The organism is Saccharothrix sp. NRRL B-16314 (assembly GCF_000716595.1).
Lineage (GTDB): Bacteria > Actinomycetota > Actinomycetes > Mycobacteriales > Pseudonocardiaceae > Actinosynnema.
Window position 1 is genome coordinate 235,149 of sequence record NZ_JNXC01000006.1, and the last position, 26,965, is coordinate 262,113.

The window sequence follows — 26,965 nt, forward strand, 5'->3', positions numbered from 1 at the left end:
GGGCAGGATCAGGGGGTGCAGTCACCTATTCGGCCGGACCTCGCGATCCGCGAGGCACGTGATGAGGACTGGCCGCGGATGTGGCCGATCGTGCACGACATCGTCACCGAGCAGCAGACGTTCGCCTATGACCCGTACATGAGCGAGCACGACGCCAAGCGCATGTGGTTGGTGGCCGCGCCGGCCAGGGTGGTCGTCGCCGCCGAGGCCGACCGGGTACTGGGTACCGCGAACATGTACGCCAACCGGCCGGGTCCCGGAAGCCATGTCGCGTCCGGCAGCCTGATGGTCGCCAAGGACGCGCGAGGCAAGGGCGTGGGGCGGGCCCTCGCCACCGACATGATCACCTGGGCGCGTGGCAACGGGTTCGCGGCGATCCAGTTCAACGCTGTGGTCGACACGAACACGGCCGCGATCAGCCTCTACGAAAGCCTCGGGTTCAGCACCCTGGGAACAGCGCCCGGGGCTTTCCGCCATCCGGTCCTGGGAGACGTCGGTCTCCGCATCATGTGGTTGGACCTGCGGCCACCGGCACAGGTCACCGGCTGACCCGGCACCACGTCTATCGGCGGCACGTCAGGGGACGTGCAGCGGATCGCGCCTGACCCGCCGTAGCCACGCTCCCCCGACGCCTCCGCCGACCCGGCGGACGTGGCGGTGCGATCAAGACAAGAGGTTGCTGTCCCGTGCGACAACCCTCGCTCCGCCACACCCACGTTCCCCGCGCGCTCGACATGACCTGCCAGGGCACCGCACGGCGGAGGTCGACCGGGTGGAACGCAAGCCGGCCGTCGACCGGGAATGACCTGGTCGCACCACGGCGGAAGTCAGCCGCGGTGGGGTTTCGTGTAGGCCACGAGCGCGCCCTCGTACAGGATCGCCATGCCACCGCACGTGCAGCGGCAGTACTCGACGCCGCCCTCGGACGTCGGGTGCCTGGACAGCAGCTTCCACGAGTGCCGTTGCGGGGCGGACATGCAGCCCCAGTCCGTCAGGGGGCACAGGTCCCTCAGCGGTTTCCCCGGCGACTTGGTCAACGTCTCGTTCAGCGGTTCGCGCGACAAAGCCATCACCTCCCGGTCTGCTCGGTGGTCGTCAGCGACGGTTCAGCAGGTGAAACGGGTGAAACGGGTGAATCCGGCGGCGGGGGTCGGTCGGCTTGCCCGAAGACCGCCGGCTCGGGCAGCGACAGGAACAGCAGCCAGGCCAGGGCGGGCATCGCGATGAGCGGGATCAGGGCGGTCTGCAGCGAGGTGGCGTCGGCGATCGAGCCGAGCACGGGCGTCGCCAGGCCGCCGATGCTGATGGTCAGGCCGAGCGTGATGCCGCTGGCCGTGCCGACCCGGGTGGGCAGGTAGTCCTGGCCGAGCGTGACCTGGAGCGAGAACGGGATGTAGAGGCCCGCCGAGGTCATGGCCACGAACAGGTACAGCACCGGGCCGGGGATGAACACCACACCGGCGGTGGACGCCACCGTGGCCAGGTACGACCAGCGCACCACCGTGACCCGGTCCCACCGGTCGGCCAGCTTGCCGCCGAGCACGGTGCCCACCGCGCCGCCGAGGTAGAGCACGAACAGCGCCAGCGTGCCCGTCGCCGTGCCGCCACCGAGCCGCTGCTCGACGTGCAGCGAGACGAACGTGCCCAGCCCGATGAACAGGATCGACCGGCAGATCACCGCCAGCGACAGCTTCACGAACGACGCCTTGTCGTCGACGCCCTTCTTGGCCGACGCGCCGGAGCCACCGGGCGTGGACCTGTTCAGCGCGCGCAGCACCGGCAGGCATAACACACTGCCCACCAAGGCCGGTAAGACCAGCAGCGGGGTGAACGACAAGCCGCCGTTGGCCACCACCAGCGCGACCATGATCGGCGCCACGGCGAAGCCGAGGTTGCCCCCGAGCGAGAACCACCCCATCCCCGAGTTGCTGCCCCGGCTGGCTATCCGGGCGAGGCGGGCGGATTCGGGGTGGTAGGCGGCGACGCCGATCCCGGCTATCGCCACGAACACCAGCGTCAGCGCGTAGTCGCCGCTGATGCCGCTCAGCCCGATGCCCAGCCCGCCCAGGATCGTGCTCACCGGCAGCAGCCAGGGCATCGACCACCGGTCGGTCAGCACCCCGAACAGGGGCTGGGCGACCGACGACAGCAGCGACGCGGCGAGCACGATGCCGGACGCCGCGGCATAGGTGTACTCCCGCTCGGCGATGAAGAAGGGGACGAGTGCGGCCACCGCGCCCTGGTAGACGTCCACGCAGGCATGCCCGACGGACAGCAGGATGATCGACTTGTTCCTCGGCACAAGGCAATGTTCGCGACCCGCGCCGTGTCACGCTTTCGATAAACTGCCAAGTGATGACGAAAAGCCGCCACGTCCAGGTGGCCCCGACCCGCGCCCAGTCGCTGGCGCCCGGGGCCGGCATCGACGCGCACCGCCACGACGACCACCAGATCGTCTACGCGGGACGCGGGGTGCTGGCCGTCACCACGGACGCGGGCTCGTGGGTCGCGCCGGCCACCCGTGCCATCTGGGTGCCGGCGGGCACCGTGCACGCCCACCAGGCGCACGGCCGGCTCGAACTGCACCTGGTCGGCCTGCCCGCGACCGAGAACCCGCTCGGTCTGGACCGGCCGACGGTGCTGACCGTCGGCCCGCTGCTGCGCGAACTGATCCTCGCCTACACCCAGCCCCCGCACGACGACAGCCCCGAGCGCGAGCGGCTGCGGGGCGTCCTGCTCGACCAGCTCCGGGCGTCACCGCAGCAGCCGCTGCACCTGCCGGCGCCGCGTGACCCCCGGTTGCGGGCGCTGTGCGCGATCCTGACCGCCGACCCCGCCGACGACCGCACGCTGGCCGCGTTGGGCAAGGAGGTCGGCGCCAGCGACCGCACCCTGGCGCGGCTGTTCAAGTCCGACCTCGGCATGAGCTTCCCGCAGTGGCGCACCCAGCTGCGGCTGCACCACTCCCTCGTCCTGCTGGCGGACGACCTGCCGGTGACGACGGTGGCGCACCTGTGCGGCTGGTCGTCGGCGAGCGCGTTCATCGAGGTCTTCCGCCGCGCCTTCGGGCTCACCCCCGGAGCGCACCGGGGGTGAGCCCGGGCGTCACGACGGGATCAGCGCCTTGCGGAACTTCTCGATCACGTCGTCCAGCGCCTCCGCGCTCTCCGGCAGGATCCGCAGCGCACCGCCGACGCGCTCCATGTGCTTGTCCAGCAGGAAGAAACCCTGCACGACGTGCCGAGCGCCGAGCGAGTGCACCACCGGGCGCAACGCGTAGTCGAGGACGAGGACGTGCGCGGCGCTGCCGCCGGTCGCCAGCGGCAGCACCGCCTTGCCGGTGAACCCGTACTGCGGCAGCAGGTCCAGGAACACCTTGAGCAGCCCGGAGTAGCTGGCCTTGTAGGTCGGTGTGGCCAGCACGACCCCGTCGGCGCGGGACACGCGTTCCAGCGCCTCGCCGATCGCCGGGTCCGACGTGTCCGCGCTGAGCATCGCCTGCGCCGGCAGGGTCCGCACCTTCAGGTGTCCGGCCTGCCACTCGTGCTCGGCCAACCGCCGCGCGACGTGGTCACCGACCAGCTCGGTCTTCGACGTCGGGGACGGGCTGCCGGAGATCACCAGGATTTCGGACACGGTCGCTCCCTTGCTGGACGAGGGTGGGGGACAGCAGCGGGTGTTCACGCGCCGGCTGGGCGTCGCGCAGCCACCGGCAGAAGCCCTCGACCACACCCGCGCAGCCACCGCACCCGGTGGTGGCACGGGTGACGTCGGCGAGGTCGCGCGCGTTGTGCGCGCCCTTGCGCCAGGCGGCGGTCAAGGACTCCTTGGTGACGTTGTTGCAGCGGCACACCACCGCTTGGTCGGGCAGGTGTTCGGGGCCGTCGACGACTTCGGCAGCCGTGCGCCCCACCAGGAGCGCGAGCCGGTCCACGGGGAGGGGCGCGTCGGCGTCGAAGAGCTGGGTGACCGTGCCGACGGACTGGGGGAAGCCGAGCAGGATGGCGCCGACGACGCGCTCGTCCAGCACGACCAGGCGGGCGTACCGGCCGCGCGCCGGGTCGGCCAGCGTGACCACCTCGGCGTCGTCCGACTCGTGGTTGCCGTCCCCGATGACGGCGAGGTCGACGCCGCGGGCTTTGAGTCGGGCCAGCGTGCGGGTGGCGGTGTACGGCCGGTGGCCGCCGGTGAGGGATTCGGCCAGCGTCTCGGCCTGGTCCCACGCGGGAGCGATGAGGCCGGGGACCAGTCCGGCGTGCTCCGCGCAGTCACCGATCGCGTGGATGTTCGGGTCGCTGGTGCGCATCCGGTCGTCCACGACCACACCGCGTCCGACCTGGAGTCCGGCCCGCCTGGCCAGGTCGGTGTCGGGCACGACGCCCGCGGAGACGACGACCAGGTCCGCGGGCAGCGTGGAGCCGTCGTCCAGGGCGAGCCCGCCGTCGAGGTACGACATGGCCGTGCGGCCCGCGTGGACGCGGATGCCCAGGCGGTCCAGGACGGCGGCGAGCGTCCGCCCGGCGGGTGCGTCGAGCTGGCGTTCCATGGCGTGCGGGCCCATGTGCACGACGTCGACGTCGTGGCCCCGCTCGGTCAGCGCGCGGGCGGCCTCCAGTCCGAGCAGTCCGCCGCCGAGCACGACGACCCGGCGTGCGGCGGGCAGGTAGCCCTCCAACCTGCGGCAGTCGGCCAGGGTGCGCAGCGCGACCACGTTCCCGGCCGGGTTGCGGTCCTCGTCGACCAGGCCGGGCAACGGCGGCACGAAGCACCGCGCGCCGGTGGCCAGCACGAGGTCGTCGTACGGGTGGGCTTCGCCGTCGGAGGTGAGGACCACCCGCCGCACGCGGTCCACGTCGTCCACGACGACTCCGGTGCGGACGACGATCCGGTCGTCGCCGTGGTCGGTGAGCCGGGTCGCCTCGGCGGTGAGCTTCCCGGCGATCACCGAGGGCAGCAGCACCCGGTTGTAGGCCGGTTCCGGTTCCGCGCCGAACACGGTGATCCGCATCCGGGGGTCGCGGGCGCGCAGCAGTTCGGCCACCCGGTGGCCCGCCGGCCCGTGGCCGACGATGACGACGCGGCTCACCGGTCACCACTGCCGTTGGTCGGCTGGGGCACGCCCAGCGGCTCGACCCGGACCGCGCAGACCTTGAACTCCGGCATCCGCGACACCGGGTCCAGCGCCGGGTTGGTGATCAGGTTGGCCCGACCGCCGTCGGGGAAGTGGAACGGCAGGAACACCGTGTCGGTGCGCAGCGACTCCACCGTGCGCGCCCGTGCGACGGTCACCCCGCGCCGGGACACGACCCTGACCAGCTCGCCCTCGACCACCCCGGTGCGGCGGGCGGTCTCCGGGTGGATCTCCACGAACGCCTCGCCCACCACGTCCAGCAGCTCGGGGACGCGCCGGGTCTGGGTGCCGGTCTGGTAGTGCGCCAGCACCCGTCCGGTGGTGGCGCGCAACGGGTACGTCCCGTCCGGCAGTTCCGCAGCGTCGCGGTGGGTGACCGGCCGGAATCGGGCCTTGCCGTCGGCGTGGCCGAAGCGGTCCAGGAACAGCCGCGGCGTCGAGGCGCCGCCCGCCGGGAACGGCCAGTGCGCGGGCTCGTCCAGCTCCTCGGGGTCGATGCCGGAGTAGTCGGCGAGCCCGCCCGCCGACGCACGCCGCAGCTCGGCGAACACCTCGGCCGGGTGGGCGGGGAAGCGCTCCGCCGGCTGACCCATCCGCGTGGCCAGCGCGCGCAGCACCCACAGGTCGTCGCGCACCCCCAGCGGCGGGTCGACCACTCGTCGGCGCCGCAGCACCCGTCCCTCCAGGTTGGTCATGGTCCCGTCCTCCTCGGCCCACTGGGTCACCGGCAGCACCACGTCCGCCATCCGCGCGGTCTCCGACGGCACGAAGTCCGCCACCACCAACAAGTCCAGCGACGCCAACCGGGCGGTGATCCGCCGGGCGGCGGGCGCGGACACCACCGGGTTCGCGCCGAACACCAGCAGCGCGCGCGGTCCACCGGGCCGGCCGAGGGAGTCCAGCAGCTCGTAACCGCTGGGCCCCTCCCCCGGCAGGTCGTCCGCGTCGACGCCCCACACCCCGGCGACGTGCGCGCGCGCCGCCGGGTCGGTGATCTTCCGGTAGCCGGGCAGCTGGTCGGCCTTCTGGCCGTGCTCCCGACCGCCCTGCCCGTTGCCCTGCCCGGTCAGGCACCCGTAGCCGGAGCCCTCCCGTCCCGGCATGCCCAGCGCCAGCGCCAGGTTGATGTACGCCGAGACGGTGTCGGTGCCCTTGGCGTGCTGCTCCGCGCCGCGCCCGGTCAGCACGTACCGGCGGCGGGCGGCGGCGAGCAGCCGCACCGCCGCGTGCTGGTCGGCGACCGGCACTCCGGTGATCCGTTCGACGCGTTCCGGCCACCACTCCGCGGCCCGTTGCCACGCCTCGTCGAACCCGGTCGTGCGGCGCTCCACGTAGTCGCGGTCAACCAGGCCCTCCGTGACGGCGGCGTGCAGCAGACCCAGCGCCAGCGCCAGGTCCGTGCCCGGCGTCGGCTGGAGGTGCAGCGCCGCCCGTTCCGCGGTGGCCGACCGCCGCGGGTCCACCACGACCAGGTCCGCCTGGTCCAGGTGCCCCATCAGCGGCGGCATGGTCTCGGCCACGTTCGCGCCGGCCAGCAGGACGACTTCGGCCGACGCCAGATCGGTCACCGGGAACGGCAGGCCGCGGTCGACGCCGAACGCCGCCGAACCGGCCGCCGCCGCGGAGGACATGCAGAACCGACCGTTGTAGTCCACTTGGGACGTTCCCAGCGCGACGCGCGCGAACTTCCCCAGCGTGTAGGCCTTCTCGTTGGTGAGCCCGCCGCCGCCGAACACCGCAACCGCGTCCGGCCCCGACTCGGCGGTGATCCGCCGCAGCCGGGCGACGACGTGCTCCAGCGCGGTGTCCCACGACACCGGCCGCTGTTCCTCCCCGGTCCGCCGCCGCAGCAGCGGTGTGGTCAGCCGGTCCGGCGCCGTGAGCACCTGCGCGGCCGTCCACCCCTTCGAGCACAACCTTCCTGCGTTCACCGGGAAGTCGTCGTCCGGCGTCACGAGCACCCCGTCGGGTGACGGCTCGATCCTGGTCCCGCACTGCAAGGCGCAGTACGGGCAGTGCGTGCGCACCATCATCGACTCCTCACCGCGGTCCGCCCGGCCCGTTCCCGCCGTTCCCCTCGCAGGTACACCACTCGCACGACCGCCACGCACACCAGGTAGAAGACCAGGAAGAGGGCGAACGCCGGTTCGGCCGAGCCCGCGACGTCGAACGAGAACTTGAACGCCAGGTTGATCGCCACCCCGCCCAGCGCGCCGACCGCGCCGGCGATGGCGATCACCGCACCGGCGGGCACCGGCGTCCGTCCACTGTGGTCCTGTCGGTGTTCGCCGAACACCTCGGAGATCATCCGGTAGGTGGAGCCGTTGCCGAAGCCCGCGAGCACGACGAGCGCGGTGGAGGCGACGATGAACGCCGGGAACGAGTCCAGCGCGGTGGCCAGGCACACCAGCGCCGTCCCGACCGCCATCGCCGACAGCACCCGCAGCGTGACCCGCGCGCCACCGAACCGGTCGGCCCAGCGTCCTCCGACCGGGCGCGCCAACGACCCCAGCAGCGGACCGAGGAACGCCAGCGACGCGGCTTGCAACGCGGTGAACGCGAACTGCGCCTGGAGCACCAGGCCGAACGCGAACCCGTAGCCGATGAACGACCCGAACGTGGTCAGGTAGAGCAGGCACAGCAGCCAGGTGTGCTTGTCCCGCAGCGCCGCCCGCTGCGCCGCGACCTGGGGCTGCAACGTCGGCAGGTTGTCCATCCAGAGCGCGGCGGCCAGCGCGGCCAGCGCGATCAGCGGCAGGTACAGCGACACCAGGTACACCGGTTGCCGCGCGCCGGCCACCGCCAGCACCGCGAGCCCGGCCAGCTGGGTGGTCGCCACGCCGAGGTTGCCGCCCCCGGCGTTGACGCCCAGCGCCCACCCCTGCTGGCGCCGGGGGTAGAAGGCGTGGATGTTGCACATCGAGGAGGCGAACGTGGCGCCGCCGAGCCCGGCCGTGGCCGCCACCAGGAGGAACACCCACAGCGGCGTGCCGGGCAGCCGCACGAACACCGCGGCGAGGACAGTCGGGACTAGGAGGAGCAACCCGGCGATCACGGTCCACGTGCGTCCGCCGAACCTGGTCACGAGGTAGCCGTAGGGAAGCCGCAGCAGCGCACCGACCAACGTGGGGGTGCTGATGAGCATGAACTTGTCGGACGAGCTGAAGTGGAAGCCGTTGTCCGGCCCGAGGAACAGCACGAGCACCGACCACAGGGTGAACACCGAGAGTCCGATGTGCTCGTTGACGATCGACACCACGAGGTTGCGGCGGGCCACCCGACGTCCGGTGTGCCGCCAGAACCACTCGTTCTCGGGATCCCAGTCCGCCAGTGCCGACCGAGGCCGGTCCTGCACGTGAGTCATCGCGCCTTTCCCCCATCGCAACGCGTCTGGCAGTGCCGGTGACGGCACCGATCGGAGGAGCGGGGCACGGGCCGACCGGCCCGTGCCCCGCGTCACCTGCGTCAGGCAGGCCAGCCGAAGGCGCTGACCTTGTCGCGCTCACGGCCCGGCTGCGGGTCGTTGAACACGAAGCACCTGGTGTTGCTCACGCTGCCGCCCTCCGCCTGAGCGGTGGAGAAGATCAGGACCGGCTTCGGCGCGCCGTCCTTGGTGACGAAGTTCGCCCGGAAGTTGATGATCGGGGAGTCCTCGTCCCAGCGGGACAGGAAGTCGTCGAGCAGGCCCTGGTCCTCGTAGATGCGGCGGATGTGCCCGCCGACGTACTCCGACGGCGTCGCGCTGTACTCGACCAGGGCGACGTCGGCCGGGTTGGCGTGCATCACGGTGCCGTTGGCGCCGATCAGGTGGATCGCCACCGGCGCCACCAGGTAGAACTCGCGCAGCAGCGCCTCGGAGGCCGCCGTGGGCGTCAACTTCGGGAGTTCACGCTGGTCGACCGCGCGGATCCACGCGGCGGCGTCGGACATGGCGTGGTCGTCCGTGCTGGTGTCCGACACCGGCAGCCGCTTCTCCAGCTCCGGCCGACCGACCCAGTGGACCCGCACGCCCTTGCCGTCGCTGATCCGCACGGCGTTCATCGCGCCCGACCGGTCCTTGCCGTCGACACCGCGGAAGACGACCTGGACGTTCTCGAACCGACCGTCCTTCTCCAGCCGCTTCAGCAGCTCGGGCACGCCGTCCGTGGAACCCTCGACCCGGATCCGCCCGCCGAGGTCGGAGACCTCGCCGCCCAGGAGGATGGCCAACGCCTTGTTGTGCAGCGCGACGGCACCCGTGCCGTCGGTCACCGCGATGCCGACCGAGCTGTTCCCGACGACGTCGATCAGCTGCTCGACCGAGGGGAGCTTGTCCTTGTCAACAGTCATTTCCCACTCCATTTGCTATCCGTTGCGGAACTGTCGATGGCAGTCAGAACGTGGTGCGGTGTTGCCGTGCGCGGGTCACGACCCGCTCGATCGCCTCCGCGACCGACGCCGGATCGGCCCGGTAGTACTCGTGCCCGCCGTCGAAGGCGAACGTCCCCAGAAGCGGACCGCTGGTCCACTGCTTCCACTCCTCCATCTCCTCAGGCCGGACGAACGCGTCGGAGCGCCCGGCGAGAAGTGCGATCGGCGTGCCGAGCACCAGTCCCGGCATCCGGTACTCCCGCCGCATCCGCAGGTCCCCCAGCAGCCAGGCGCCCTCGTCGTCGCCTTCGCCGCCCCCGCGCTGCTCACCCCGCAGCGCGGCGAACGCCGTGCTGACCAGGGTTCGCGCCGGTTTCGCGGGATCTCGTGCGCCGGACACGATCAGACCGGCGACACGACACTCGGTGCCCCCGAACCCGGCGTTCCCCCGCTCGGCGTTCCCCCGCTCGGCTGGGTCCTCGAACCGGGTGGCGAGCTCGTAGGCGAACAACGCGCCCAGGCTGTGCCCGAACAGGTGGAGCCGCCGTCCCGGCAGCAGCGCGCCGAGATCGTCGACCCACCGGTCCACCGCGTCCGGAACGGAAGTCGGCGCCACGCGGTGTGCGAGGCGTCCCCGTCCGGGCATTTCGCAGTGCACCGCGGGCAGCGCGGCGGGCAGGTGGTCGCCGATGCCGAAGTACGGCGACGTGACGCTGCCCGCCGGTGGCAGGAAGACGACGACGTCCTCGGCTTCCTCGGCACTGCCCTGCACGACGATGGATCGTCCGGATGTCATGGCGAACTCCTGCCCGCGCTGCGGTCGGTTCGGGGCGCGCTCCGATGCCGGCGTTCATCGCCGGTGGTCGCGCCTGGTTCGGTGATCGCCGTGGACCGGTCGTCCCGAACCCGTCGGGAACGCCTGTCCGCACGGCTTGTCGTGACCGGACCTCGTGGTTACCCGACGAGGAAGTTCGCCTCGATGTCCTTCAACGTGCGGAAGGCGTCGAGGTCGACCTCGTCGGACTGGAGCATCGTGCCGCGCAACTCCTCGATGTAGAGGATCAGCTCCACGAACTGGAGCGAGTTGACGATGCGCGTCTCGATGATGTCGGTTTCCTGGTCCAGGTCGGTCAGGTCGGGGTTGCGGTCGAGGATCCAGGAGCGCACGTCCGTCCAGCTCGCCGCCATGGCCACTCCTTGTCTTCGCGTTGGACTGGTTGACACCCGGCACACCGGACTAGCGACCGCCCGCCGCGGTCAGCTGCGTGGCGAAGGCGGTGAACGCCGCGACCCCGCCCGCCACCTCGGAGATCAGCGCCAGGTCGCTCGCGCTGATCGGTCCCCTCCGGTGCGCTGCGCCACGGACCAGCACCAGGTGGCCGCCGGGAACGCCGCGGAAGGCCAGTGACACGGCCACCGCCGAGTCGGCGTCCCACCCGCGCAGCAGTTCCAGGTGCGCGGGATCGGTCCGCTTGGCCAACCCCTCGTGACTGCTGATCACGAACTGGTTGTCGGTGGTGGCCTTGGCCAACGTGCGCACGCCTTCCAGCGCCGCCGCGAACTGCGCGGGGCACTGCACTACCGGCTCGTCCTGCGTCGCGGGTGCGTCCAGGGAGATCGCCGAGCCGAGGAAGGGCACGCACACCGCGGCCACCGCGGGAATGACGTCCGGGATCTCGCGGGTGTCGCGGATGGTGCCGCTGACGTGGGCGAGGAACCCCAGCGACTCCTCCGCGGCCTTCCGCCCCGCGATGTACTTCAGTGCGGTGTTCCAGTTCTCGACAGGACTTTCCGTGCTGTTTCCGGGCATACTCGACCCCTCGACTGGTGAGATTGATGCGTGTGTGATCCCGGCGGTATCGCGGCAGCGTTCGCCACGGTCATCGCGAAAAGGAGAGAACGAGGACCGGAAGGCACGTAATGACAGCTCGCAGCGTGAGCGAAAAGCGGCTTTCCGTGCTTACCCCGTTGATTCTTCGGAGTAGATCCCCCAATTTCCCCATCACGAAGCTAACAGCGACACCGAGGCTCCACAAGACCTGTGGCGCAAGTCACATACAGTGATATGGAAATGCATCTAGCACGGTGAATCAAGCCCCAGCTACCGCCGATCGGGGTAGCAGCGGCGCGGCCCGCGCGCCGGAAATCAAAAACTGTCGCCGAAGTCTCGGAATCCGGCCAACTACGCTTCGTCGGACTCGCGCGCGGACTCCATCGTGGAGGCTCGCATTTGCCGCTGGTAAGCACCCGGCGTGACATGCAGGAACTCCTTGAACTGGGTGATGAACGAACTCGGCGAGGTGAACCCGCAGCGGTAGGCGGTGTTGTTGACCGACTCGCCGTTGGCCAGGTGGGTCAGTGACGCGACCAGGCGCATCAGGGTCCGCCACTGCGGGAACGACATCGCCAGTTCGGCCTTGATGAGCCGGCGCAGCGTGCGCTCGCCGATGCCGAGGTCCTGGGCGTGCTCGGCGAGGCTGCGCCGGTCGTCGGGTGCCTGGACCAGAGCGCTGCTCAGCGCCACCAGCCGTCGGTCCCGCGGCGTCGGCAGGGACAGTGGCCTGGCGTTCTGGTAGCCGTCGCGCAGCTCGTAGCGCAGCACGCTCTCCAGCGCGGACCGCTGCCTGGCCAGCCGATCCGGCTCGGATAACGCGGCCAGGACGTGCCTGGCCAGTGGCGTCAGGCCCACCACGACGGGCCGGTCACCCGCCATGGCGGGCATCGGCGGGTAGGCCAGCATGATCGTCGTGACCACGCTGTGGGTGTGCGCTCGGTGCGCGTGGTCGAGGTTCGCGGGCACCACGATGGCCTGGTCCGGCGCCGCCACGACCCAGGTTCCCGAGGTCGTGGTGACCGCGAGGACACCGGTGTGCGGCAGCACGATCTGGGCGTGCTCGTGCCGGTGCGGGGTGACCGTTTCATCCGGGCTGAGGACGAACCGTTGGACGACGTCCTGCGCTTGGCCGAATCGAGGAATCATGTGGCCGATTATCGACTACCGGTCACCTCGGTTCCTTTGGAAGGCTGCGGTGTATGGGGGCATCGAATAGCGTTGAAACTGGGGAGTACGGACCACATCACGCACCGCGCGCCCGGCTGAAGTACCTGGCCCATTGACCGCACGGTGAACTGATCCCGAACAAGCGCGGACGTCGCGCTGCGCGGAGTCGGGCGGGTATCCACTGTACCGCGCCCGGCTTCGCGCGGTGGGCGCCGCACGAGTGCCACCGATCCGCCGCACCGACATATCGGCAGTCTTTCCGGACACTACGCCGTACGCCGACCCGGTAAAACCGGACCGGCCCGTCAAGCGTGCCGGTCCGACGGCGCGCGGACCCGCCCCGACACTTCCTTGGAAAGGGCTGAGATGGCCATGCACCTCATTACACCGTCTTTACCGTGCGCGAGATGCGCGGGGCGGACCGCGGCGCGTTCCCGCTCGACGCGGTCGAGTGGGGGTGACGGTGGCGCATGAGCGTCATGACCGGGCCCCACGAACTCCTCCACAGTGAGGTCTACCTCGACCTGCGGCCCAGCCTCGGCATCCCGCTGCACCTCGCCTGCGAGGGCTTGAACTTCGCAGGCTCGATCAAGATCCAGCCCGCCGCCGCGATGATCGCCGCGGCCCAGCGCGACGGCGTGATCGGCCCGGACTCCGTGCTGGTCGAGTCCTCGTCCGGCAACCTCGGCGTGGCCATCGCGATGATCGCGGCGGCGAAGGGGCTGAAGTTCGTCTGCGTCACCGACCCCAACTGCAACCCCGCGACGGTCAACCTGATCCGCGCGTTCGGCGCGGAGGTCGTGGTGGTCACCGAACCGGACGCCAACAACAACTACCTCGGCGCGCGCAAGGCGATGGTGCGGCAGCTCTGCGAGCGTGGACCCGCCTACGTGTGGCTCAACCAGTACGAGAACCCGGCCAACTGGGGCGCGCACTACGAGGGCACGGCCGCCTTCGTGGACAAGCACTTCCCCGACCTGGACACGCTGTTCGTGGGGGTCGGCACCGGCGGCACGCTGATGGGCTGCATCCGGTACTTCCACGAGCACCGGCCCAGGGTCCGGGTCATCGCGGTCGACAGCGTGGGTTCGGTCAGCTTCGCCGGCACGCCCGGCAGGCGGCACATCCCCGGGCTCGGGGCGAGCGCGCCCATGCCGCTGATCGAGCCCGATCTCGTGGACGAGGTCATCCGCGTGCCCGAGATCGACACCATCCGCACCTGCCGCCGGCTCGCCGCCCGCGGCCTCCTGCTCGGCGGTTCCTCCGGCACCGTCGTCAGCGCCGCCTCCGGGTGGCTCGCCGAGCACGGCTCCCCCGACCACACCGCCGTCGCCATCGCGCCGGACCTCGGGGAGCGCTACATCGACACCGTCTACAACGACGTCTGGGTCGAGCGCCACTACGGCCGGGACGCACACGAACTCCTGGGGACACCATGAACAGCCACGCCGACATCCCGACCTTCTCCGTGGTGCCGGGCGCCACCGTGCACGAGGTGCTCGACGGCAGGCAGCAGGAGGTGGTCGAACTCGTGGAGAAGGCCTACCTCCTGCACGGCGAGGGGCAGACGGTCAACCCGCCCTCGTACTTCCTCCGCTTCCCGGACCGGCCCACCGCCCGCATCATCGCCCTGCCCGCGTCGGTCGGCGGCGGTCGACCGGTCGACGGGGTGAAGTGGATCTCCAGCTTCCCCGCCAACCTGGACCGCGGCATCCCCCGCGCCTCGGCGGTCCTGATCCTCAACGACCCGGTCACCGGCTACCCGTACGCCTGCCTGGAGAGTTCCATCATCAGCGCGGTGCGCACCGCAGCGTCCGCCGCCGTCGCCGCGCGCGCCCTGGTGGCCGGACGTCCGGCGCCACGACGGGTCGGCTACCTCGGCACGGGGCTGATCGCCCGCTACGTCCACTCGTACCTGTCCGCGCTCGGTTGGACGCCGGAGGAGTTCGGCGTGCACGACCTGTCCGCCGAGTACGCCGGCAGCTTCGCCGACCACCTGCGCGGCACGGCGGGCGGTGCCGCGGTGCGCGTCCACGGCTCTGCCGAGGACCTGATCCGCGCGTCGGACGTCATCGTGTTCGCCACCACGGCGGCCACCCCGCACGTCACCGACCCGTCGTGGTTCGGCCACCACCCCTTGGTGCTGCACGTTTCCCTGCGCGACCTGGGCACCGAGGTGATCCTGGACAGCGTCAACGTCGTCGACGACGTCGAGCACGTGCTCAAGGCGAACACCTCGGTCCACCTCGCGGAGCAGCAGACGGGCGGACGCGACTTCCTCGACGGCACGTTGTGCGACGTCCTCACCGGTCGGGTCACCGCACCCGCCGACCGCACGGTGGTCTTCTCGCCCTTCGGCCTGGGCGTGCTCGACCTGACCGTCGGCGAGCACGTCCACGCCCGTGCACGAGAAAGTGGCCGGCTCCTGGTAGTCGAGGACTTCTTCCATGACCTGCAACGCCACCGCGACCCCGGCAAGGAGGTGGCGGCCCGATGACCGCGACACGGCACTCCGACCAGGAAGCGCTCCGCTGGGCCGAACTGCCGCTGGCCGCGGGTGCGGTGGACCGGGCGAACGCCTTGGCCCTGCGCAACGTCCGCGAGGTGGACACCGCGACGAGCCTGCTGGAGCACGTGATCCGGCACGCGGAGGCCGGTCCGGACCGGCCCGCGATCAGCGAGGGCGACCGGGTGCTGAGCTACCGGGCGCTGGTCGGCCGGGTCGCCGCCGCGCGCGACGCCCTGCTGGCGGAAGGCGTCGGCCCTGGTGACGTGGTCGCCGCTGTCGGCACGCGCAGCACGGGCACGCCGGTCGTGTTCCTGGCCTTGGAGAGCCTGGGCGCTTCCTACCTCCCGGTCGACACCACCTGGCCCGCGGACCGGGTGCGCGACGTGCTCGACCGGAGCCGGGCCGCCCTGCTGGTGGACTACGCCGAGAACGACAACGCGAGCGGCGCCGCGCGCTCGGCGGCCGAGGCCGAGCGGGTCGCCGTCCTGCGCTTGACGTCGTCGGCGACCGGCGGCAGGCAGTTGCCCCGGGAACCGGCGGACCGCTCGCTCGAAGCCCGCTACACGATCTTCACCTCCGGCACGACCGGCCGTCCCAAGGGTGCGACCGTGCAGCACCGGGGCATGCTGAACCACCTGTGGGCCAAGGTGGTCGACCTGGAGCTGGGCGCCGACGACGTGGTGGCCTTCACCGCGCCGCTGGTGTTCGACATCTCGATCTGGCAGATGCTGTGCCCGCTGCTGGTCGGCGGTCGCGTGGCGGTCGTGGACGACGCCACCATGCGGTTCCCGCGCTGGCTCATCGGCGCGCTGGACACCGGCGACGTCACGGTGGTCGAGCTCGTGCCCACCGTGGTGGGCTGGCTGGTGGACGAGGCGAAGCGGCACGGCGGTACACCGCTGAGCGGGTTGCGGCACCTGCTGTCCACCGGCGAGGAGCTGCACCCGGCCATGGCCGGCCGCGTCCTGGACGCGCTACCGCACGTGTCCGTCGTCAACGCCTACGGGCCGACCGAGTGCTCGGACGACGTCACGCACCACCCGGTCGTGCGCGCGGACCTGGACCGGCCACGCCTGCCCGTCGGCGCACCGGTGATCAACACCTCGCTGTACCTGCTGGCGCCCGACGCGGACGGCCGGTGGCGGGCGGCCGAGCCGGGGGAAACCGGTGAGCTGTTCGTCGGCGGAACCGGTGTCGGGCTGGGGTACCTGAACGACCGCGACACCACCGACCGGGCGTTCTTCCGCGATCCGTTCGACCCTGGTTCGCCCACGGGCAGGCTCTACCGCACCGGCGACCTCGCGCGGTTCGACCAGGGGTTGGTGCACTACCTCGGCCGGAGCGACCGGCAGGTCAAGGTCTCCGGCGTGCGGATGGAACTGGACGAGATCGAAGCCGTGCTGAACCGGCACCCCGCGGTCGGCAACTGCGCCGTGGTGGTGTCCGGCGACGGTGAGCAGAGCGAGCTGGTGGCCCACTACAGCCTGCTCGCCCAGGTCACGTCGGACGAGTTGCAGCGGGTGCTGAGCAGCGCGCTCCCGCCGGCCATGGTGCCGCGACGGTGGCGGGAGTGGGACGCGCTGCCGCTCACCCACAACGGGAAAGTCGACCACCGGGCCCTCCGGCTGGCCGGACCCACCTCACGAGAGGACGCGTGTTGACAACCTCCCCTCCCTGAAGGGAGAGGATTCCCCGTCGGGCTCGCGCCCGCCGGTTCCTGCTTCTTCTCCCTCGGAAGGGAGGTTTCGCCGGATGCCTCGCCGACTAGCGTCGGGTCGGTCTCACTCCGGCTCCACAGGCTGCGACCGCCTGCCCGGCGGCCAGGATGTTGCGCGCGGCGTTCACGTCGCGATCGTGCGAAGCCCCACAACCGGGACAAATCCACCCACGCACCCGCAGCGGTAGCGTGTCCAGCAGGAACCCGCAGGCCGAACAGGTCTTGCTGGAGGGCAGCCACCGGTCGACCACGACCAGGTCTCGGCCGTACCACTCGCACTTGTACTCCAACATCGACCGCAGATCCGACCAGGCCACGTCGGAGATCGCGTGGGCCAACGACCGGTTGCGCAGCATGTTGCGGACCGCGAGATCCTCGATCACGACCAGTTGGTTCTCCCGGACGAGTCGAGTGGTCAGCTTGTGCAGCACTTGCGGGACTTGAACCGCGGATACCGCGACCGCTTCTCCCAGAACGCCGCGAACGCCGACTGCAAGTGCCGCAACGACTGCTGCAACGGCACCGACGACACCTCGTTCAGAAACCCCAGCCCGTCGGACTTCTTCCTCGCCGAACCACGCCGCCGTACGAGCCTCCAACGCCCGGTTGTACACCACACGCACACACCCGAACGTCCGCAACAACTCCACTTCCTGCGCCGCAGACGGGTAGAAGCGGTACCGGAACGCCCGCTTCACCACCGACCCCGACGACACACCTCACACGCTAGCAACCCAGCTGATCAGCCCTCCGCCGATGCGGTCGAAAGCATCCGATTCCGCCCCGGTGTGAACGCCAGGGTATACACCGACAGGAGCCCAGATGACCACGGAGCAGGTCCTCACCGCGCCGACGCGGACCGCGAACGGGAGCGCGGGCCCGAGCCTCGCCGAACGTGCCGCGGCCGTGGCCGGTGTCGCCGAGCAGCACCTCGCCGAGACCGAACGCGACGCGGTGTTCCCCGAGCAGGCGCTGGCGGAGATGCGCCGCACCGGCCTGCTCGGCCTCCTGGTGCCGGTCGAGCACGGCGGTCTCGGCGGCACGGTCGCCGACCTGGTCGACGTGACCGCGGTGCTGGCGCGCACGGACATGTCGGTGGCGATGATCTTCGCGATGCACTGCCAGCAGTCGGAGGCGGTGGTGCGCTACGCCAAGTCCCCGTTGCGCGAAGAGCTGCTGGCGATGCTCGCTTCGGGTGACCTGTACTTGGCTTCGGTCACGACCGAGGCGGGGAAGGGCGGTCACCTGTTCAAGTCCTACGCACCGCTCGCCGAGGGAGAGCGGACGCCGGAGGGCGAGCAGACGCTGGAGATCGACCGGACCGCGCCGATCGTGACCGGCGGCACCGCGGCGGACGGCTTCCTGATCACCATGCTCAGCCCGACCGCCACCGCCGACCACCACGTCTCCCTGGTGTACGCGCACCGCCACCAGCTGGTGGTCGAGGTCACCGGCGAGTGGAACCCGATGGGGATGCGGGCGAGTCACAGCCTGCCGGTGACCCTCAAGGGCACGATCCCGGCCCACCAGGTGGTCGGCGAGCACGGGGCGTTCCACCAGATCGCCCAGAACGTGTTCGGCCCGTTGGCGCACATCGGCTGGTCGGCGGCCTGGCTGGGCACCGCCGGCGGCGCCCTGTCCAGGGTCGTGCGCCTGTTGCGCGACCCGAAGCAGCGCAAGCGCTACGACCTCGGGTCGGAACTCCTGCTGACGAGGCTGTCCCGGTCGCGGCAGCGGCTGGACACCGTGCACGCCTTGCTGCGGCGCACGCAGGACGTCGTCGCGCGGCAGGCGGACCTGTCGTCCCCCGCCGTGCAACTGCTGCTGAACAACTTGAAGATCACGGCGGCCGAGGAGTGCCACGCGGCGGTGAACGACCTGGTCGACGCGGTGGGACTGCGGCACGGTTACCTGCGGGACTCCCCGACCCGGCTGGAGAAGTGCCTGCGGGACCTGCGATCCGCGGCGCTGAACTACAGCAACGACCGCCTGCACCTCGCGGACGGCCAGCTGTGCCTGCTGGACCCGGATGTGCGGCTGGCGTGACGGGCGCGGCGGCCCTGGCCGTGCCGGGGTTCGGCGGGGTCCGGCCCAGCGGAGTCCGGTTCGGCGGGGTCCGGTTCAGCGAGGTTCGGCCCAGCGAGGTCCGGCCCAGCACGGTTCGGCCCAGCGCAATCCGGTCCAGCGCGATCGGACCCCGTACGGCCCGGTTCAGCGCGGTCTGGTTCAGCGACACCTGGATCAGCGCCGTCGGATCAGCGCCGGCCCAGCTCAACCCGGATTAGCTCAACCCGGCTCAGCGCCGCCCGCATCCGTCGGACTTCTTGGCCTGCTCAAGCGCCCTGATGTACCTGGGCAGCTCGTCCACCGCCCGCCGCAGCCTTCCGCCGGTGACCTGCTCGTGGAACACCGCGTCCACGACGGCGCGTTCGACGTCCGGGTGGACGCGGTGGAGGTCGGCCAGTGATGCGCCGTGCAGCAGGTCGACCAAGCGGAGGCGGCCGGTGACGGCGGCCAGGGCGCGTTCCAGCTTCGCGATCACCCGATCGGCGTCCGCCGGTTCCAGCACGAGCGTGCCGTCGTCCACGAGCCGGAGGAACAGGTCACCGTCGAACTCCCTGTCCGGTACGTCCACTGGAGACCTCTCCTTCGGGTTCCGGCTGCCGCGCAGGCCACCGTCCACACAGGCGTGATCAACAGCACCGTGGTGATTTCCTCGCGACGGCTGCCACAGGAAGGTGGAACGACTCGCCGCGAAACTAGCACCGTCCGCCCGCCGTACCGAAGGGCGACGACCAGGCATTTCCCCTTCGTACCAGCGAGGTGCCCGTTCAGCCACTGTCCACTCGGGCGACGCCGGGAACACTGCGGTGGGTGGAGCCGGCAAGCCCCAGCCGACGAGCCCAGCCGACGAGCCCGGCCGGTGAGCCCCACCCACCGGCCGGATCAACCGCCGAGCCAGTCCAGGTCGGCGTTCGGGTCGAGTTCGACCTGCTCGGCGATCCGGAGGACGTCCTCGCGGGTCAGGGCCGGCGCCGCCGAATCGGGTCCCGATCCGGCGTGCACGGCGAGCCGGCGTCCGTCGCCGAGGTCGACCGTCAGCACCCAGTCCGTCCGGTACCCGACCTGGGTGTCCGTGTCACCGCTGGGCTTTGCCAAGCGGGCCGCCACGCCCCGGACGGTCACCGCCTCCCCTTCGCCGGTCGCCACCCGGTCGGTGGTGCCGAACCGGACGGAGACGTACGCGGCCATCGTGCGTTGCGCGAGGAGGCTCGCCTCCCACGAGTCCGGCGACTCCCCGTCCACGGTCGCGAACTGGGCGACGACGCCGCCGGGCAGCGGACCGGTGCGCAGCGGCAGGTGGAGCCGCGTGTCGTCGGGCTGGACCGAGCGCGCGATGCGGAACAGGTCGTCCTCGGACAGGCCGAGTTCCGGCGCGACGAGCATCAGCTTCGTCGCCGGGTCGACCTGCCACGTGATGGTCGACCGGCCGTCGTAGTAGCCGGGCTTGCCGTTGATCTCGACCTCGCGCCCGGGGTCCGTCAGCTCGATGGTCGTCCCCTCCGCGTTCACGACGACGGGAGGCGACGGCGGCGACTTGTCCTGCCGTGAGGAGTAGGCGTAGAGGCCGAGGTTCGCGATCTCGTCGGCCGGCGTGGTCTTCCAGATCCGCACCACGCTCGCTTTGGTGTCCGGTTCGGACGTGAGCGGGACGCTGCGCTGCCACTCGGTCAGACCGGACGGCAGCCAGGTCGGCTTGAAGCGCAACGGGGCGGTGGCCGTGCCGGGCGACGGTGCCGCGGTGGACGGCGCGGTCGGCGTCGGCGTGGCGGGTGACGACGCCACTCCCACGTCCGCCGCTTCCCTCAGCACGACGGTCGGCACGGCGACCGCCACCGCCACGGACGCCGCCGCGGCCACAGCGATGAGCGTCCGGGTCCGGTGCACGCGCACCCGGCGGGCTGCCCGCGCGGGCAGTGCCGCCCGGATGCGGTCCGGGTCGACGGCGAGCTCTTCCTGCCGCCGCACCGCGTCCCGGATCAGGTCGTCGATGTCGTTGTTCACCTGCACTCCTCTAGGTCCTGACCGAGCGGGCGGGCAGCGCGGCACGAAGCGTGGCCAGCCCTCGTGAGAGATAGCTGCGGACGGTCCCGGTTCGACAGCCGAGGTAGTCGGCTATCTGCTCGTCGGACAGGTCCTCGTAGTACCGCAACGCGATCGCCGCCCGTTGCTTCGGCGGCAGCCCGGCGATCAGCCGGCGGGTGAGGTCCCGGTCGTCCACGGCGCCGGTGCGGTCGGGGACGTGCGGCGCGATGCCGTCGAGGGTCTCCTCCGGCAGCAGCACCAGGTGCGCCGCCTTGCGCCGCCGCCACGACAGGAACTCGTTCAGCACCATGCGCTTGACGTACTGCTCGGGCGCGTCGAGCCCTCCGATCCTCGACCACCGGGCTTGGGCCCGGACGAGGACGTCCTGCGTGATGTCCTCGGCCAGGTGCGGGTCCCACGTCACGACGGTGGCGTACCGGATCAGCGCGCCGAGCCGTAGGGCGACGAACTCCTCGAAGGTCACGAACTCTCCTGCGACAGGTCGAACAGGCCAAACCCCAAACGCATCGGAACCGCCGATCCGTTGCACGCAACAAACCGCACGTCCCGACGCGTCTTCTCCACGAAGCGATGCGGACGGTCCGCATCCGCTCATTCACAGAGGGTGGACGACGTTGGGACATGGGATGCGCAGGTCGACCACCGCGGTCGTCACGATGGTCGCGGCTGCCGTGGTCGGCACGATCTCCACACCGCCGGTCGACGCCGCCGCGGAGACGCCGCCGACCGGGCTCGGGACGGTGAACCACCGGTGGCTCACCCTGGTCACCGGGGATCGGGTGCTGCTCGACGGGCCGGCCGGCGACGAACAGGTCGTGCAGGTGATCGCGGGCGAAGGCCGGTCCGGCATCACTTTCACCCGCGACGTCGGGCCCGGGGCGGTGCACGTCATCCCCAGCGACGCGGCGCCGCTGGTGGCCGCGGGCCGGGTCGACAAGAGGCTGTTCGACGTGTCGCTGCTGGCCGGCGCCGGCTATGACGACGCGAACCGGACGACCGTGCCGCTGGTCGTGACGCACGCCCCTGGCACGCGGACCAGCGTGGCCGCCGCGCGGGAGGAGGTGCACCTGCCCAGTCTGGGCGCCACCGCGGTCGAGGTGGCCAAGGCGGAGACCTCGCTGTTCTGGGGTTCGGTGACCGGGGCGAACCCGCAGACGCTCGCGGCCGGGGTCACGGAGGTGTGGCTCGACGGCCCGGTGAGACCGAGCCTCGACCGGAGCGTGCCGCAGATCGGCGCACCGTCGGCGTGGGCGGCGGGGCTGACGGGTGCCGGCGCCACGGTGGCGGTGCTGGACACCGGCGTCGACGCCGCGCACCCGGACCTCGCCGACGCGGTCGTGGGGGCGCAGGACTTCACCGGCAGCGGCGCGGGTGACCGGATCGGGCACGGCACGCACGTGGCGGGCATCGTCACCGGCAACGGCGCCGCCTCCGGTGGCCGACACCGAGGGGTGGCGCCGGACGCGAAGCTGTTCGACGGCAAGGTGATCGCCGACGACGGCCAGGGGCAGGAGTCGTGGGTGATCGCGGGCATGGAGTGGGCGGTCGCGCAGCACGCCGACGTGGTCAACGTGAGCCTGGGCAGCGGCCGGCCGGGTGACGGCACCGACCCGATGTCGCAGGCGGTCGACCGGCTCACCGAGGAGACCGGCACGCTGTTCGTGGTCGCCGCCGGCAACAGCGGGCCCTTCGAGCAGTCCGTCGAGAGCCCCGGTGCGGCGGACGCGGCGCTCACCGTCGGGGCGGTCGACCGGGACGACACCCTGGCGACCTTCTCCGGTCGCGGCCCCCGGACCGGAGACAACGCCGTGAAGCCGGACATCACCGCGCCCGGCGTCGGCATCGTCGCACCGCTCGCGGACGGCTCCGAACTGGTCGGCCAACACCCGGTGGTCGACGGCCGCTACGTGGCGCTGTCCGGCACGTCGATGGCCACGCCGCACGTGGCCGGCGCCGCCGCCCTCCTCGCCGGCGGGCACGCCGAGTGGGACGCCGACGAGCTGAAACCCGTGCTGATGGGCAGCGCCACGCCGAAGGACGGGCTGAGCGTGCACGAGCAGGGGGCCGGACGGGTCGACGTGGCCCGCGCGGTCGCGCAGCAGGTCCACGCCACCCCGGCGAGCATCGGCCACGGCGTCGTCCCGTGGCCGCACGACGACGACCGGCCCTTGCCGACCACGCTCACCTACCGCAACACCGGCACCGAGCAGGTCGCGCTCGACCTGTCGGTGGACGTGCGCGGCCCGGACGGCGCACCGGTCCCGGCCGGGGTGTTCACCCTCGACCGGACCGCCGTGACCGTTCCCGCAGGAGGCAGCGTCGCCGTCGTGCTGACCGCGGACACCTCGGTTCCGGCACCGCCCGGCGCCTACGAGGGGCGGGTCGTGGCGACCGGCGGACCGACCACCGTCCGCACGCCGCTCGCCGTCACCCTGGAGCCCGAGAGCTACGACGTCACGCTGACCGTGCTGGACCGGGCGGGCAACCCGACCCCCGACTACTTCGTCCGCTTCGTCGACCTGGCCGTGCAGGCCGAGGTCGTCCCGTACCACGAGTCGGGCACCGCGGTCGCGCGCCTGCCCGCGGGCACGCACTTCCTCGACGCCCTGATCACGTCGTTCGAAGGCACCTGGAACCACTCGCTGGTCGTGGAGCCGACCTTCGTGGTCGACCGCGACGCGACCGTCGTGCTGGACGCCAGGGAAGCGCGGCCGGTCGGTGTCGAACTGGACGAGCCGGACGCCGCCACCGCTCGCGGCGAGGTGTCGTCGCTGCGCACCGCGGAGTGGGGGCCGACGGGGTTCATCGTCTCCGGCAACCCGGACCGCATGTACGTGCGCCCGTCCACCACCAGCGCGCCGTCCGGGCAGTTCACCTCGTCGGTGCAGGTCGAGGCCGCGCGACCGGACGGCGCGGGTGGCTTCACCGGCAGCCCGTACCTGTACCACGTCAAGTGGTCGGAGGACGGTCGCGTGCCCGCCGACCTGGTGCGCCGGGTCGGGGACGGCGAACTCGCCACCGAGCACACCCGGATCGCGGCGTCCGCACCCGGGCAGTGGGCGTCCAAGGACTTCCTGGTCGACCTGGAGACCCCGGCCACCCTGACCGAGCGCTACTCCCCCGGCGTGGCCTGGTCACCCGCCCTCTACCTGTACGGCACGCCACCGCCGCCCACCCCCGGCGTCCACCGCTTCCCACTGGCCAGGATCGCCGGCGCGCCCGTCACGTTCCAGCCCGGCGAGCACCGCGTCCAACGCTGGAACACCGGCGTGTTCGGTCCGGCTTTCGCGGACGACCCGGTGCTCCAGGCTCGCGGGCCGCACGTCAGGCGGACCGGTGACACGATCGACTACAACCTGTGGCTGTTCACCGACCAGGGCGCCGCGCACTCGGGGATCGCGTACCAGCAGACCGGGCCGACCAGGCTGTTCCGCGACGGGCAACCGGTCGGCACGTCCGGCACCGCCGGCAGCTTCACGGTGCCCGCGGGCGAGTCGACCTACCGCCTGGAGGCCGACCACGCGCAGACCGTCGCCACGGTGTCCACCGACGTCACCGCCGCGTGGACGTTCCGCTCGGGTCACGTCGCGGGGACGGCCCCGGCGGCGTTGCCGCTGATGGCGGTGCGGTTCGCGCCCGACCTGGACGAGCACAACCAGGCCAAGTCCGGCCGCCTGTTCACGGTCCCGGTGTCCGTGCAGCGGCAGGCGGGTGCCTCGTTCGGCACCCTGCGGCCCCTGTCCGTCCAGGTGTCGTACGACGACGGCGGGACGTGGCGACCGGCGACCACCACCGGCTGGGGGTCGTGGCAGGCGGTGGTGCTGTTCCACCCGCCGGGCCCCGGTTCCGTCTCGCTGAAGGCGGTCGCGTCCGACAGCGACGGCAACGCTGTCGAACAAACGATCATCCGGGCGTACACGCTCACCGGCTAGCGGGTAGCCGGCGGCACCGCGCACCACCTGCGTGCGCGGTGCCGCCGGCTCGAACCAAGAGCGACCATAAGCACATCCCTCTTGTTCGAACGAACATTTTTTGCGACTGTTGTTCGCGTGAAGAGCACCGACCGGCACCGGGTGATCGTCGATCGGCTCCGCTCCGGCGCGCAGGTCGCGGTGGCGGAACTGGCGGAGGCGACCGGGGCGTCGGAGATGACCATCCGCCGCGACCTCGACCTGCTCGCGGCGAGCGGCGTGCTGCGCCGGATACACGGCGGGGCCGTGCCGCTCAGCCCGGCGGGCGTCGAGCCGCCGTTCACCGCGCGCGCGGCCACCGCCACCGCGACGAAGCGCGCCATCGCGGCAGCCGCCGTCGAACTGGTCCGGGACGGCGAGACGATCGTGCTGGACAGCGGCACGACGGCGGTCGAGGTGGCCAAGCTGCTGCGCGGCCGTGCGGTCACCGTGATGCCGTTGTCCCTGCACGCGGTGCGCGAACTGCTCGACGCGCCCGAGGTGCGGCTGCTGCTGCCCGGCGGCGAGCCCAGGCCCGGTGAGCTGGCGATGGTCGGCCCGCTGGCGCTGGCGTCGCTGCGGGCGCTGCGCTTCGACGTCGCCGTGCTCAGCCCGTGCGCGTTCGGCCTGGAAGCCGGGCTCACCGCGCACAACCTCGCCGACGCCGAGGTCAAGCAGCAGGCGATGGCCGTGTCCGGCCGGACGATCGTGCTCGCCGACGGCACGAAGTTCGACCGCACCGCACTCGCCCACGTCTGCCCCGCCGACCGGCCGGACGTGCTGGTCACCGATCCGAGCGCCCCTGCCGGAGTGCGCCGTGAACTGGCCGAACGCGGGGTGCTCGTGCACGTCGCCGAACCACTGGAGAACCTGTGACGCCCGCCCTGCCGCGCGCCGCCCGCGTCGCGACGTGGATCTACTTCACCCTGAACGGGTTCGCCGTCGGCCTGTGGGTGGTGCACATCCCGGAGGTCGAGCGCGCCACCGGCATCTCGCACAGCGCGCTGGGCGGGCTGCTGCTCGTGCTCGGCGCGGCGGCGTTCGCCGGCATGCAGGTCGCCGGTCCGCTCGCCGACCGGTTCGGCCAGCGCAAGCTCCTGCCCGCGGCGGGGGTGCTGCTCGGCACCGCCCTGTTCTTCCCCGGCCTGGCCGAGTCCTGGTGGGGACTGGGCCTGGCCCTGCTGTTCTTCGGCTTCGGCAACGGCACGATCGACGTGGCGATGAACTCGCACGCCGTGGTCGTGGAACGCGCCTACCCGCGGCCGATCATGGCTTCGTTCCACGCGATGTGGTCGATCGGCGGCGCGTTCGCCGCCCTGGTGGGTGCCGCGACGCTCGGCGCCGAGGTGCCGACGGCGGTGACGTTGAGCGCCTGCGGCGTGTTCACGATCGTGGTGTCGCTGCTGACCGGCCGGTTCCTGATCGACGCCGACGTGCCCGAGCCGGAGGAGACCGCGCCGTCCGCCCCGGCGGCGAAGCCGTCCACGAAGCTGGTGTGGCTGCTGGGCGCTATCGCGTTCGCCATGATGCTCGCCGAGGGTGTCGCCAACGACTGGGCCGCCCTGCACGCCGAGGACGTCCTGGGCACGTCCACCAGCACCGCGGCCTTCGCCTACGGCTCGTTCGCGGTGGCCATGACGATCGGCCGGTTCGCCACCGACCGGGTCGCGGCGATCGTCGGGCCGGTCGCGATCGTGCGGTACGGGGCGGCGCTGGCCGCGTCCGGGCTCACGCTCGTGGTGTTCTCGCCTTGGGTGCCGTTGGCGTTCGCGGGGTGGGCGTTGTTCGGTCTCGGTCTGTCCGGCAGCGTGCCGCAGCTGTTCTCGGCGGCGGGCAACCTGGACAAGCGGTCGTCCGGCGCGTTGATGGCGCGGGTCGTCGGCCTCGGTTACGTGGGCCTGCTGGCCGGTCCGGCGCTGATCGGCGGCCTGGCCCACTGGATCCCGCTGAACGTGGCGTTCCTGGTGCCGGTGGCGCTGTGCCTGCTCGGGGTGGTGTTCGCCAACGTCCTGGCGCCGCGACCCGAACCCGTTGTGCTACAAGGCCGCTGATCACGGTCGGACCGGAGCGGCCGGCGCCGGCGCCACCGCCGCACACGCCTCGGAGCACGCGTTCACCAGCACCAGCGACCGCCTCGGTCGGTCCACCCCGTTCGACGTCGACCGCCGAACGTGACACCGCAGCCGGCCGTACCCCGCCC

24 protein-coding genes and 1 pseudogene are annotated in these 26,965 nt (G+C 71.7%); 9 read left to right on the forward strand and 16 right to left on the reverse strand.

The window, feature by feature from the left end:
- Nucleotides 1-15: 15 nt before the first annotated feature.
- Nucleotides 16-549 carry a GNAT family N-acetyltransferase gene (locus OQ02_RS13255; RefSeq protein WP_231499997.1) on the forward strand — a complete coding sequence of 178 codons (534 nt, stop codon included), beginning with the start codon at nt 16-18 and terminating at the stop codon, nt 547-549.
- 278 nt (nt 550-827) lie between these two features.
- On the opposite strand, the gene OQ02_RS13260 is transcribed toward OQ02_RS13255, so the two are convergent.
- On the reverse strand, nt 828-1,070 hold the full coding sequence (locus OQ02_RS13260; protein ID WP_033438654.1) for a hypothetical protein: 243 nt from the start codon (nt 1,068-1,070) through the stop codon (nt 828-830).
- A complete protein-coding gene (locus tag OQ02_RS13265) occupies nt 1,070-2,302 on the reverse strand; it encodes an MFS transporter (RefSeq protein ID WP_081915584.1) in 1,233 nt (410 codons plus the stop codon). Before OQ02_RS13265 ends, OQ02_RS13260 begins: the two co-directional genes overlap by 1 nt.
- Before the next feature lie 53 nt (nt 2,303-2,355).
- Between OQ02_RS13265 and OQ02_RS13270 the strand changes: the two genes are divergently transcribed.
- Nucleotides 2,356-3,096, forward strand: coding sequence for an AraC family transcriptional regulator (locus OQ02_RS13270; protein ID WP_033438655.1), 741 nt, complete (start codon nt 2,356-2,358; stop codon nt 3,094-3,096).
- Nucleotides 3,097-3,105: 9 nt separating this feature from the next.
- On the opposite strand, the gene ssuE is transcribed toward OQ02_RS13270, so the two are convergent.
- The 9 genes from ssuE to OQ02_RS13315 form a co-directional block, all read right to left on the reverse strand.
- A complete protein-coding gene (gene ssuE / locus OQ02_RS13275) occupies nt 3,106-3,636 on the reverse strand; it encodes an NADPH-dependent FMN reductase (RefSeq protein ID WP_033438656.1) in 531 nt (176 codons plus the stop codon).
- On the reverse strand, nt 3,572-5,086 hold the full coding sequence (locus tag OQ02_RS13280; protein WP_063747052.1) for an FAD-dependent oxidoreductase: 1,515 nt from the start codon (nt 5,084-5,086) through the stop codon (nt 3,572-3,574). The genes ssuE and OQ02_RS13280 overlap by 65 nt, the downstream gene beginning before the upstream one ends.
- Entirely contained in the window at nt 5,083-7,161 is a 2,079-nt protein-coding gene (locus OQ02_RS13285; RefSeq protein ID WP_033438657.1) for a molybdopterin oxidoreductase family protein, read from the reverse strand. Before OQ02_RS13285 ends, OQ02_RS13280 begins: the two co-directional genes overlap by 4 nt.
- Nucleotides 7,161-8,495 carry an MFS transporter gene (locus OQ02_RS13290; protein ID WP_051772244.1) on the reverse strand — a complete coding sequence of 445 codons (1,335 nt, stop codon included), beginning with the start codon at nt 8,493-8,495 and terminating at the stop codon, nt 7,161-7,163. Before OQ02_RS13290 ends, OQ02_RS13285 begins: the two co-directional genes overlap by 1 nt.
- Nucleotides 8,496-8,596: 101 nt before the next feature.
- On the reverse strand, nt 8,597-9,460 hold the full coding sequence (locus OQ02_RS13295) for a PAS domain-containing protein (protein WP_033438659.1): 864 nt from the start codon (nt 9,458-9,460) through the stop codon (nt 8,597-8,599).
- 43 nt (nt 9,461-9,503) lie between these two features.
- Nucleotides 9,504-10,277: a thioesterase II family protein gene (locus OQ02_RS13300; protein WP_081915585.1), complete on the reverse strand. Its 774-nt coding sequence runs from the start codon at nt 10,275-10,277 to the stop codon at nt 9,504-9,506.
- A 158-nt stretch (nt 10,278-10,435) separates the two neighbouring features.
- The gene (locus OQ02_RS13305) at nt 10,436-10,669 is read right to left on the reverse strand and encodes a hypothetical protein (protein ID WP_033438661.1); all 234 of its coding nucleotides are present in this window, start codon (nt 10,667-10,669) and stop codon (nt 10,436-10,438) included.
- 49 nt (nt 10,670-10,718) lie between these two features.
- Entirely contained in the window at nt 10,719-11,291 is a 573-nt protein-coding gene (locus OQ02_RS13310) for a hypothetical protein (protein ID WP_033438662.1), read from the reverse strand.
- 372 nt (nt 11,292-11,663) lie between these two features.
- Nucleotides 11,664-12,461 carry a helix-turn-helix domain-containing protein gene (locus tag OQ02_RS13315; protein WP_051772245.1) on the reverse strand — a complete coding sequence of 266 codons (798 nt, stop codon included), beginning with the start codon at nt 12,459-12,461 and terminating at the stop codon, nt 11,664-11,666.
- 491 nt (nt 12,462-12,952) lie between these two features.
- On the opposite strand from OQ02_RS13315, the gene sbnA reads away from it, so the two are divergent.
- Genes sbnA through OQ02_RS13330 form a run of 3 tightly spaced genes read left to right on the forward strand, consistent with a single transcriptional unit; the run spans nt 12,953 to nt 16,652 of the window.
- Nucleotides 12,953-13,921 (forward strand): 2,3-diaminopropionate biosynthesis protein SbnA, encoded by a 969-nt coding sequence (gene sbnA, locus OQ02_RS13320; protein ID WP_033438663.1) that lies wholly within the window; start codon nt 12,953-12,955, stop codon nt 13,919-13,921.
- Entirely contained in the window at nt 13,918-14,979 is a 1,062-nt protein-coding gene (gene sbnB, locus OQ02_RS13325; protein WP_033438664.1) for a 2,3-diaminopropionate biosynthesis protein SbnB, read from the forward strand. Before sbnA ends, sbnB begins: the two co-directional genes overlap by 4 nt.
- Nucleotides 14,976-16,652, forward strand: a complete 1,677-nt coding sequence (locus OQ02_RS13330; RefSeq protein ID WP_051772246.1) for an amino acid adenylation domain-containing protein — start codon at nt 14,976-14,978, stop codon at nt 16,650-16,652. Before sbnB ends, OQ02_RS13330 begins: the two co-directional genes overlap by 4 nt.
- A gap of 103 nt (nt 16,653-16,755) precedes the next feature.
- Here the strand turns inward: OQ02_RS13330 and OQ02_RS44760 are convergent, their stop codons facing one another.
- Complete coding sequence (locus tag OQ02_RS44760; RefSeq protein WP_051772247.1) at nt 16,756-17,139, reverse strand: RNA-guided endonuclease TnpB family protein; 384 nt, start codon at nt 17,137-17,139, stop codon at nt 16,756-16,758.
- Nucleotides 17,140-17,340: 201 nt separating this feature from the next.
- Nucleotides 17,341-17,424: pseudogene (locus OQ02_RS46675) on the reverse strand (helix-turn-helix domain-containing protein); the annotation flags it as partial.
- 106 nt (nt 17,425-17,530) lie between these two features.
- Here OQ02_RS46675 and OQ02_RS13340 point away from each other — a divergent pair.
- On the forward strand, nt 17,531-18,754 hold the full coding sequence (locus OQ02_RS13340; protein ID WP_033438665.1) for an acyl-CoA dehydrogenase family protein: 1,224 nt from the start codon (nt 17,531-17,533) through the stop codon (nt 18,752-18,754).
- Nucleotides 18,755-19,004: 250 nt separating this feature from the next.
- On the opposite strand, the gene OQ02_RS13350 is transcribed toward OQ02_RS13340, so the two are convergent.
- From OQ02_RS13350 to OQ02_RS13360, 3 genes are all read right to left on the reverse strand, one after another.
- A complete protein-coding gene (locus OQ02_RS13350; protein ID WP_033438667.1) occupies nt 19,005-19,343 on the reverse strand; it encodes a hypothetical protein in 339 nt (112 codons plus the stop codon).
- Nucleotides 19,344-19,654: 311 nt separating this feature from the next.
- The gene (locus OQ02_RS13355) at nt 19,655-20,773 is read right to left on the reverse strand and encodes a hypothetical protein (protein WP_156077024.1); all 1,119 of its coding nucleotides are present in this window, start codon (nt 20,771-20,773) and stop codon (nt 19,655-19,657) included.
- Between the two features lie 10 nt (nt 20,774-20,783).
- Entirely contained in the window at nt 20,784-21,278 is a 495-nt protein-coding gene (locus OQ02_RS13360; protein WP_033438669.1) for a SigE family RNA polymerase sigma factor, read from the reverse strand.
- A gap of 163 nt (nt 21,279-21,441) precedes the next feature.
- On the opposite strand from OQ02_RS13360, the gene OQ02_RS13365 reads away from it, so the two are divergent.
- The 3 genes from OQ02_RS13365 to OQ02_RS13375 all read left to right on the forward strand — a co-directional run bounded on the left by OQ02_RS13365 (nt 21,442) and on the right by OQ02_RS13375 (nt 26,816).
- Nucleotides 21,442-24,747 carry a S8 family serine peptidase gene (locus OQ02_RS13365; protein ID WP_033438670.1) on the forward strand — a complete coding sequence of 1,102 codons (3,306 nt, stop codon included), beginning with the start codon at nt 21,442-21,444 and terminating at the stop codon, nt 24,745-24,747.
- A 117-nt stretch (nt 24,748-24,864) separates the two neighbouring features.
- Nucleotides 24,865-25,641, forward strand: a complete 777-nt coding sequence (locus tag OQ02_RS13370; protein ID WP_033438671.1) for a DeoR/GlpR family DNA-binding transcription regulator — start codon at nt 24,865-24,867, stop codon at nt 25,639-25,641.
- Nucleotides 25,638-26,816 (forward strand): MFS transporter, encoded by a 1,179-nt coding sequence (locus OQ02_RS13375; RefSeq protein WP_033438672.1) that lies wholly within the window; start codon nt 25,638-25,640, stop codon nt 26,814-26,816. The genes OQ02_RS13370 and OQ02_RS13375 overlap by 4 nt, the downstream gene beginning before the upstream one ends.
- Nucleotides 26,817-26,965: the final 149 nt, after the last annotated feature.

Excerpts from the sequence above, each read along its gene's own strand:
- OQ02_RS13260 (WP_033438654.1), bottom strand. The coding sequence starts at position 1,070 with ATGGCTTTGTCGCGCGAACCGCTGAACGAGACGTTGACCAAGTCGCCG.
- OQ02_RS13270 (WP_033438655.1), top strand. The coding sequence starts at position 2,356 with ATGACGAAAAGCCGCCACGTCCAGGTGGCCCCGACCCGCGCCCAGTCG.
- OQ02_RS13285 (WP_033438657.1), bottom strand. The coding sequence starts at position 7,161 with ATGGTGCGCACGCACTGCCCGTACTGCGCCTTGCAGTGCGGGACCAGG.
- OQ02_RS13290 (WP_051772244.1), bottom strand. The coding sequence starts at position 8,495 with ATGACTCACGTGCAGGACCGGCCTCGGTCGGCACTGGCGGACTGGGAT.
- OQ02_RS13295 (WP_033438659.1), bottom strand. The coding sequence starts at position 9,460 with ATGACTGTTGACAAGGACAAGCTCCCCTCGGTCGAGCAGCTGATCGAC.
- OQ02_RS13300 (WP_081915585.1), bottom strand. The coding sequence starts at position 10,277 with ATGACATCCGGACGATCCATCGTCGTGCAGGGCAGTGCCGAGGAAGCC.
- OQ02_RS13305 (WP_033438661.1), bottom strand. The coding sequence starts at position 10,669 with ATGGCGGCGAGCTGGACGGACGTGCGCTCCTGGATCCTCGACCGCAAC.
- OQ02_RS13310 (WP_033438662.1), bottom strand. The coding sequence starts at position 11,291 with ATGCCCGGAAACAGCACGGAAAGTCCTGTCGAGAACTGGAACACCGCA.
- OQ02_RS13315 (WP_051772245.1), bottom strand. The coding sequence starts at position 12,461 with ATGATTCCTCGATTCGGCCAAGCGCAGGACGTCGTCCAACGGTTCGTC.
- sbnA (WP_033438663.1), top strand. The coding sequence starts at position 12,953 with ATGAGCGTCATGACCGGGCCCCACGAACTCCTCCACAGTGAGGTCTAC.
- sbnB (WP_033438664.1), top strand. The coding sequence starts at position 13,918 with ATGAACAGCCACGCCGACATCCCGACCTTCTCCGTGGTGCCGGGCGCC.
- OQ02_RS13330 (WP_051772246.1), top strand. The coding sequence starts at position 14,976 with ATGACCGCGACACGGCACTCCGACCAGGAAGCGCTCCGCTGGGCCGAA.
- OQ02_RS13340 (WP_033438665.1), top strand. The coding sequence starts at position 17,531 with ATGACCACGGAGCAGGTCCTCACCGCGCCGACGCGGACCGCGAACGGG.
- OQ02_RS13365 (WP_033438670.1), top strand. The coding sequence starts at position 21,442 with ATGCGCAGGTCGACCACCGCGGTCGTCACGATGGTCGCGGCTGCCGTG.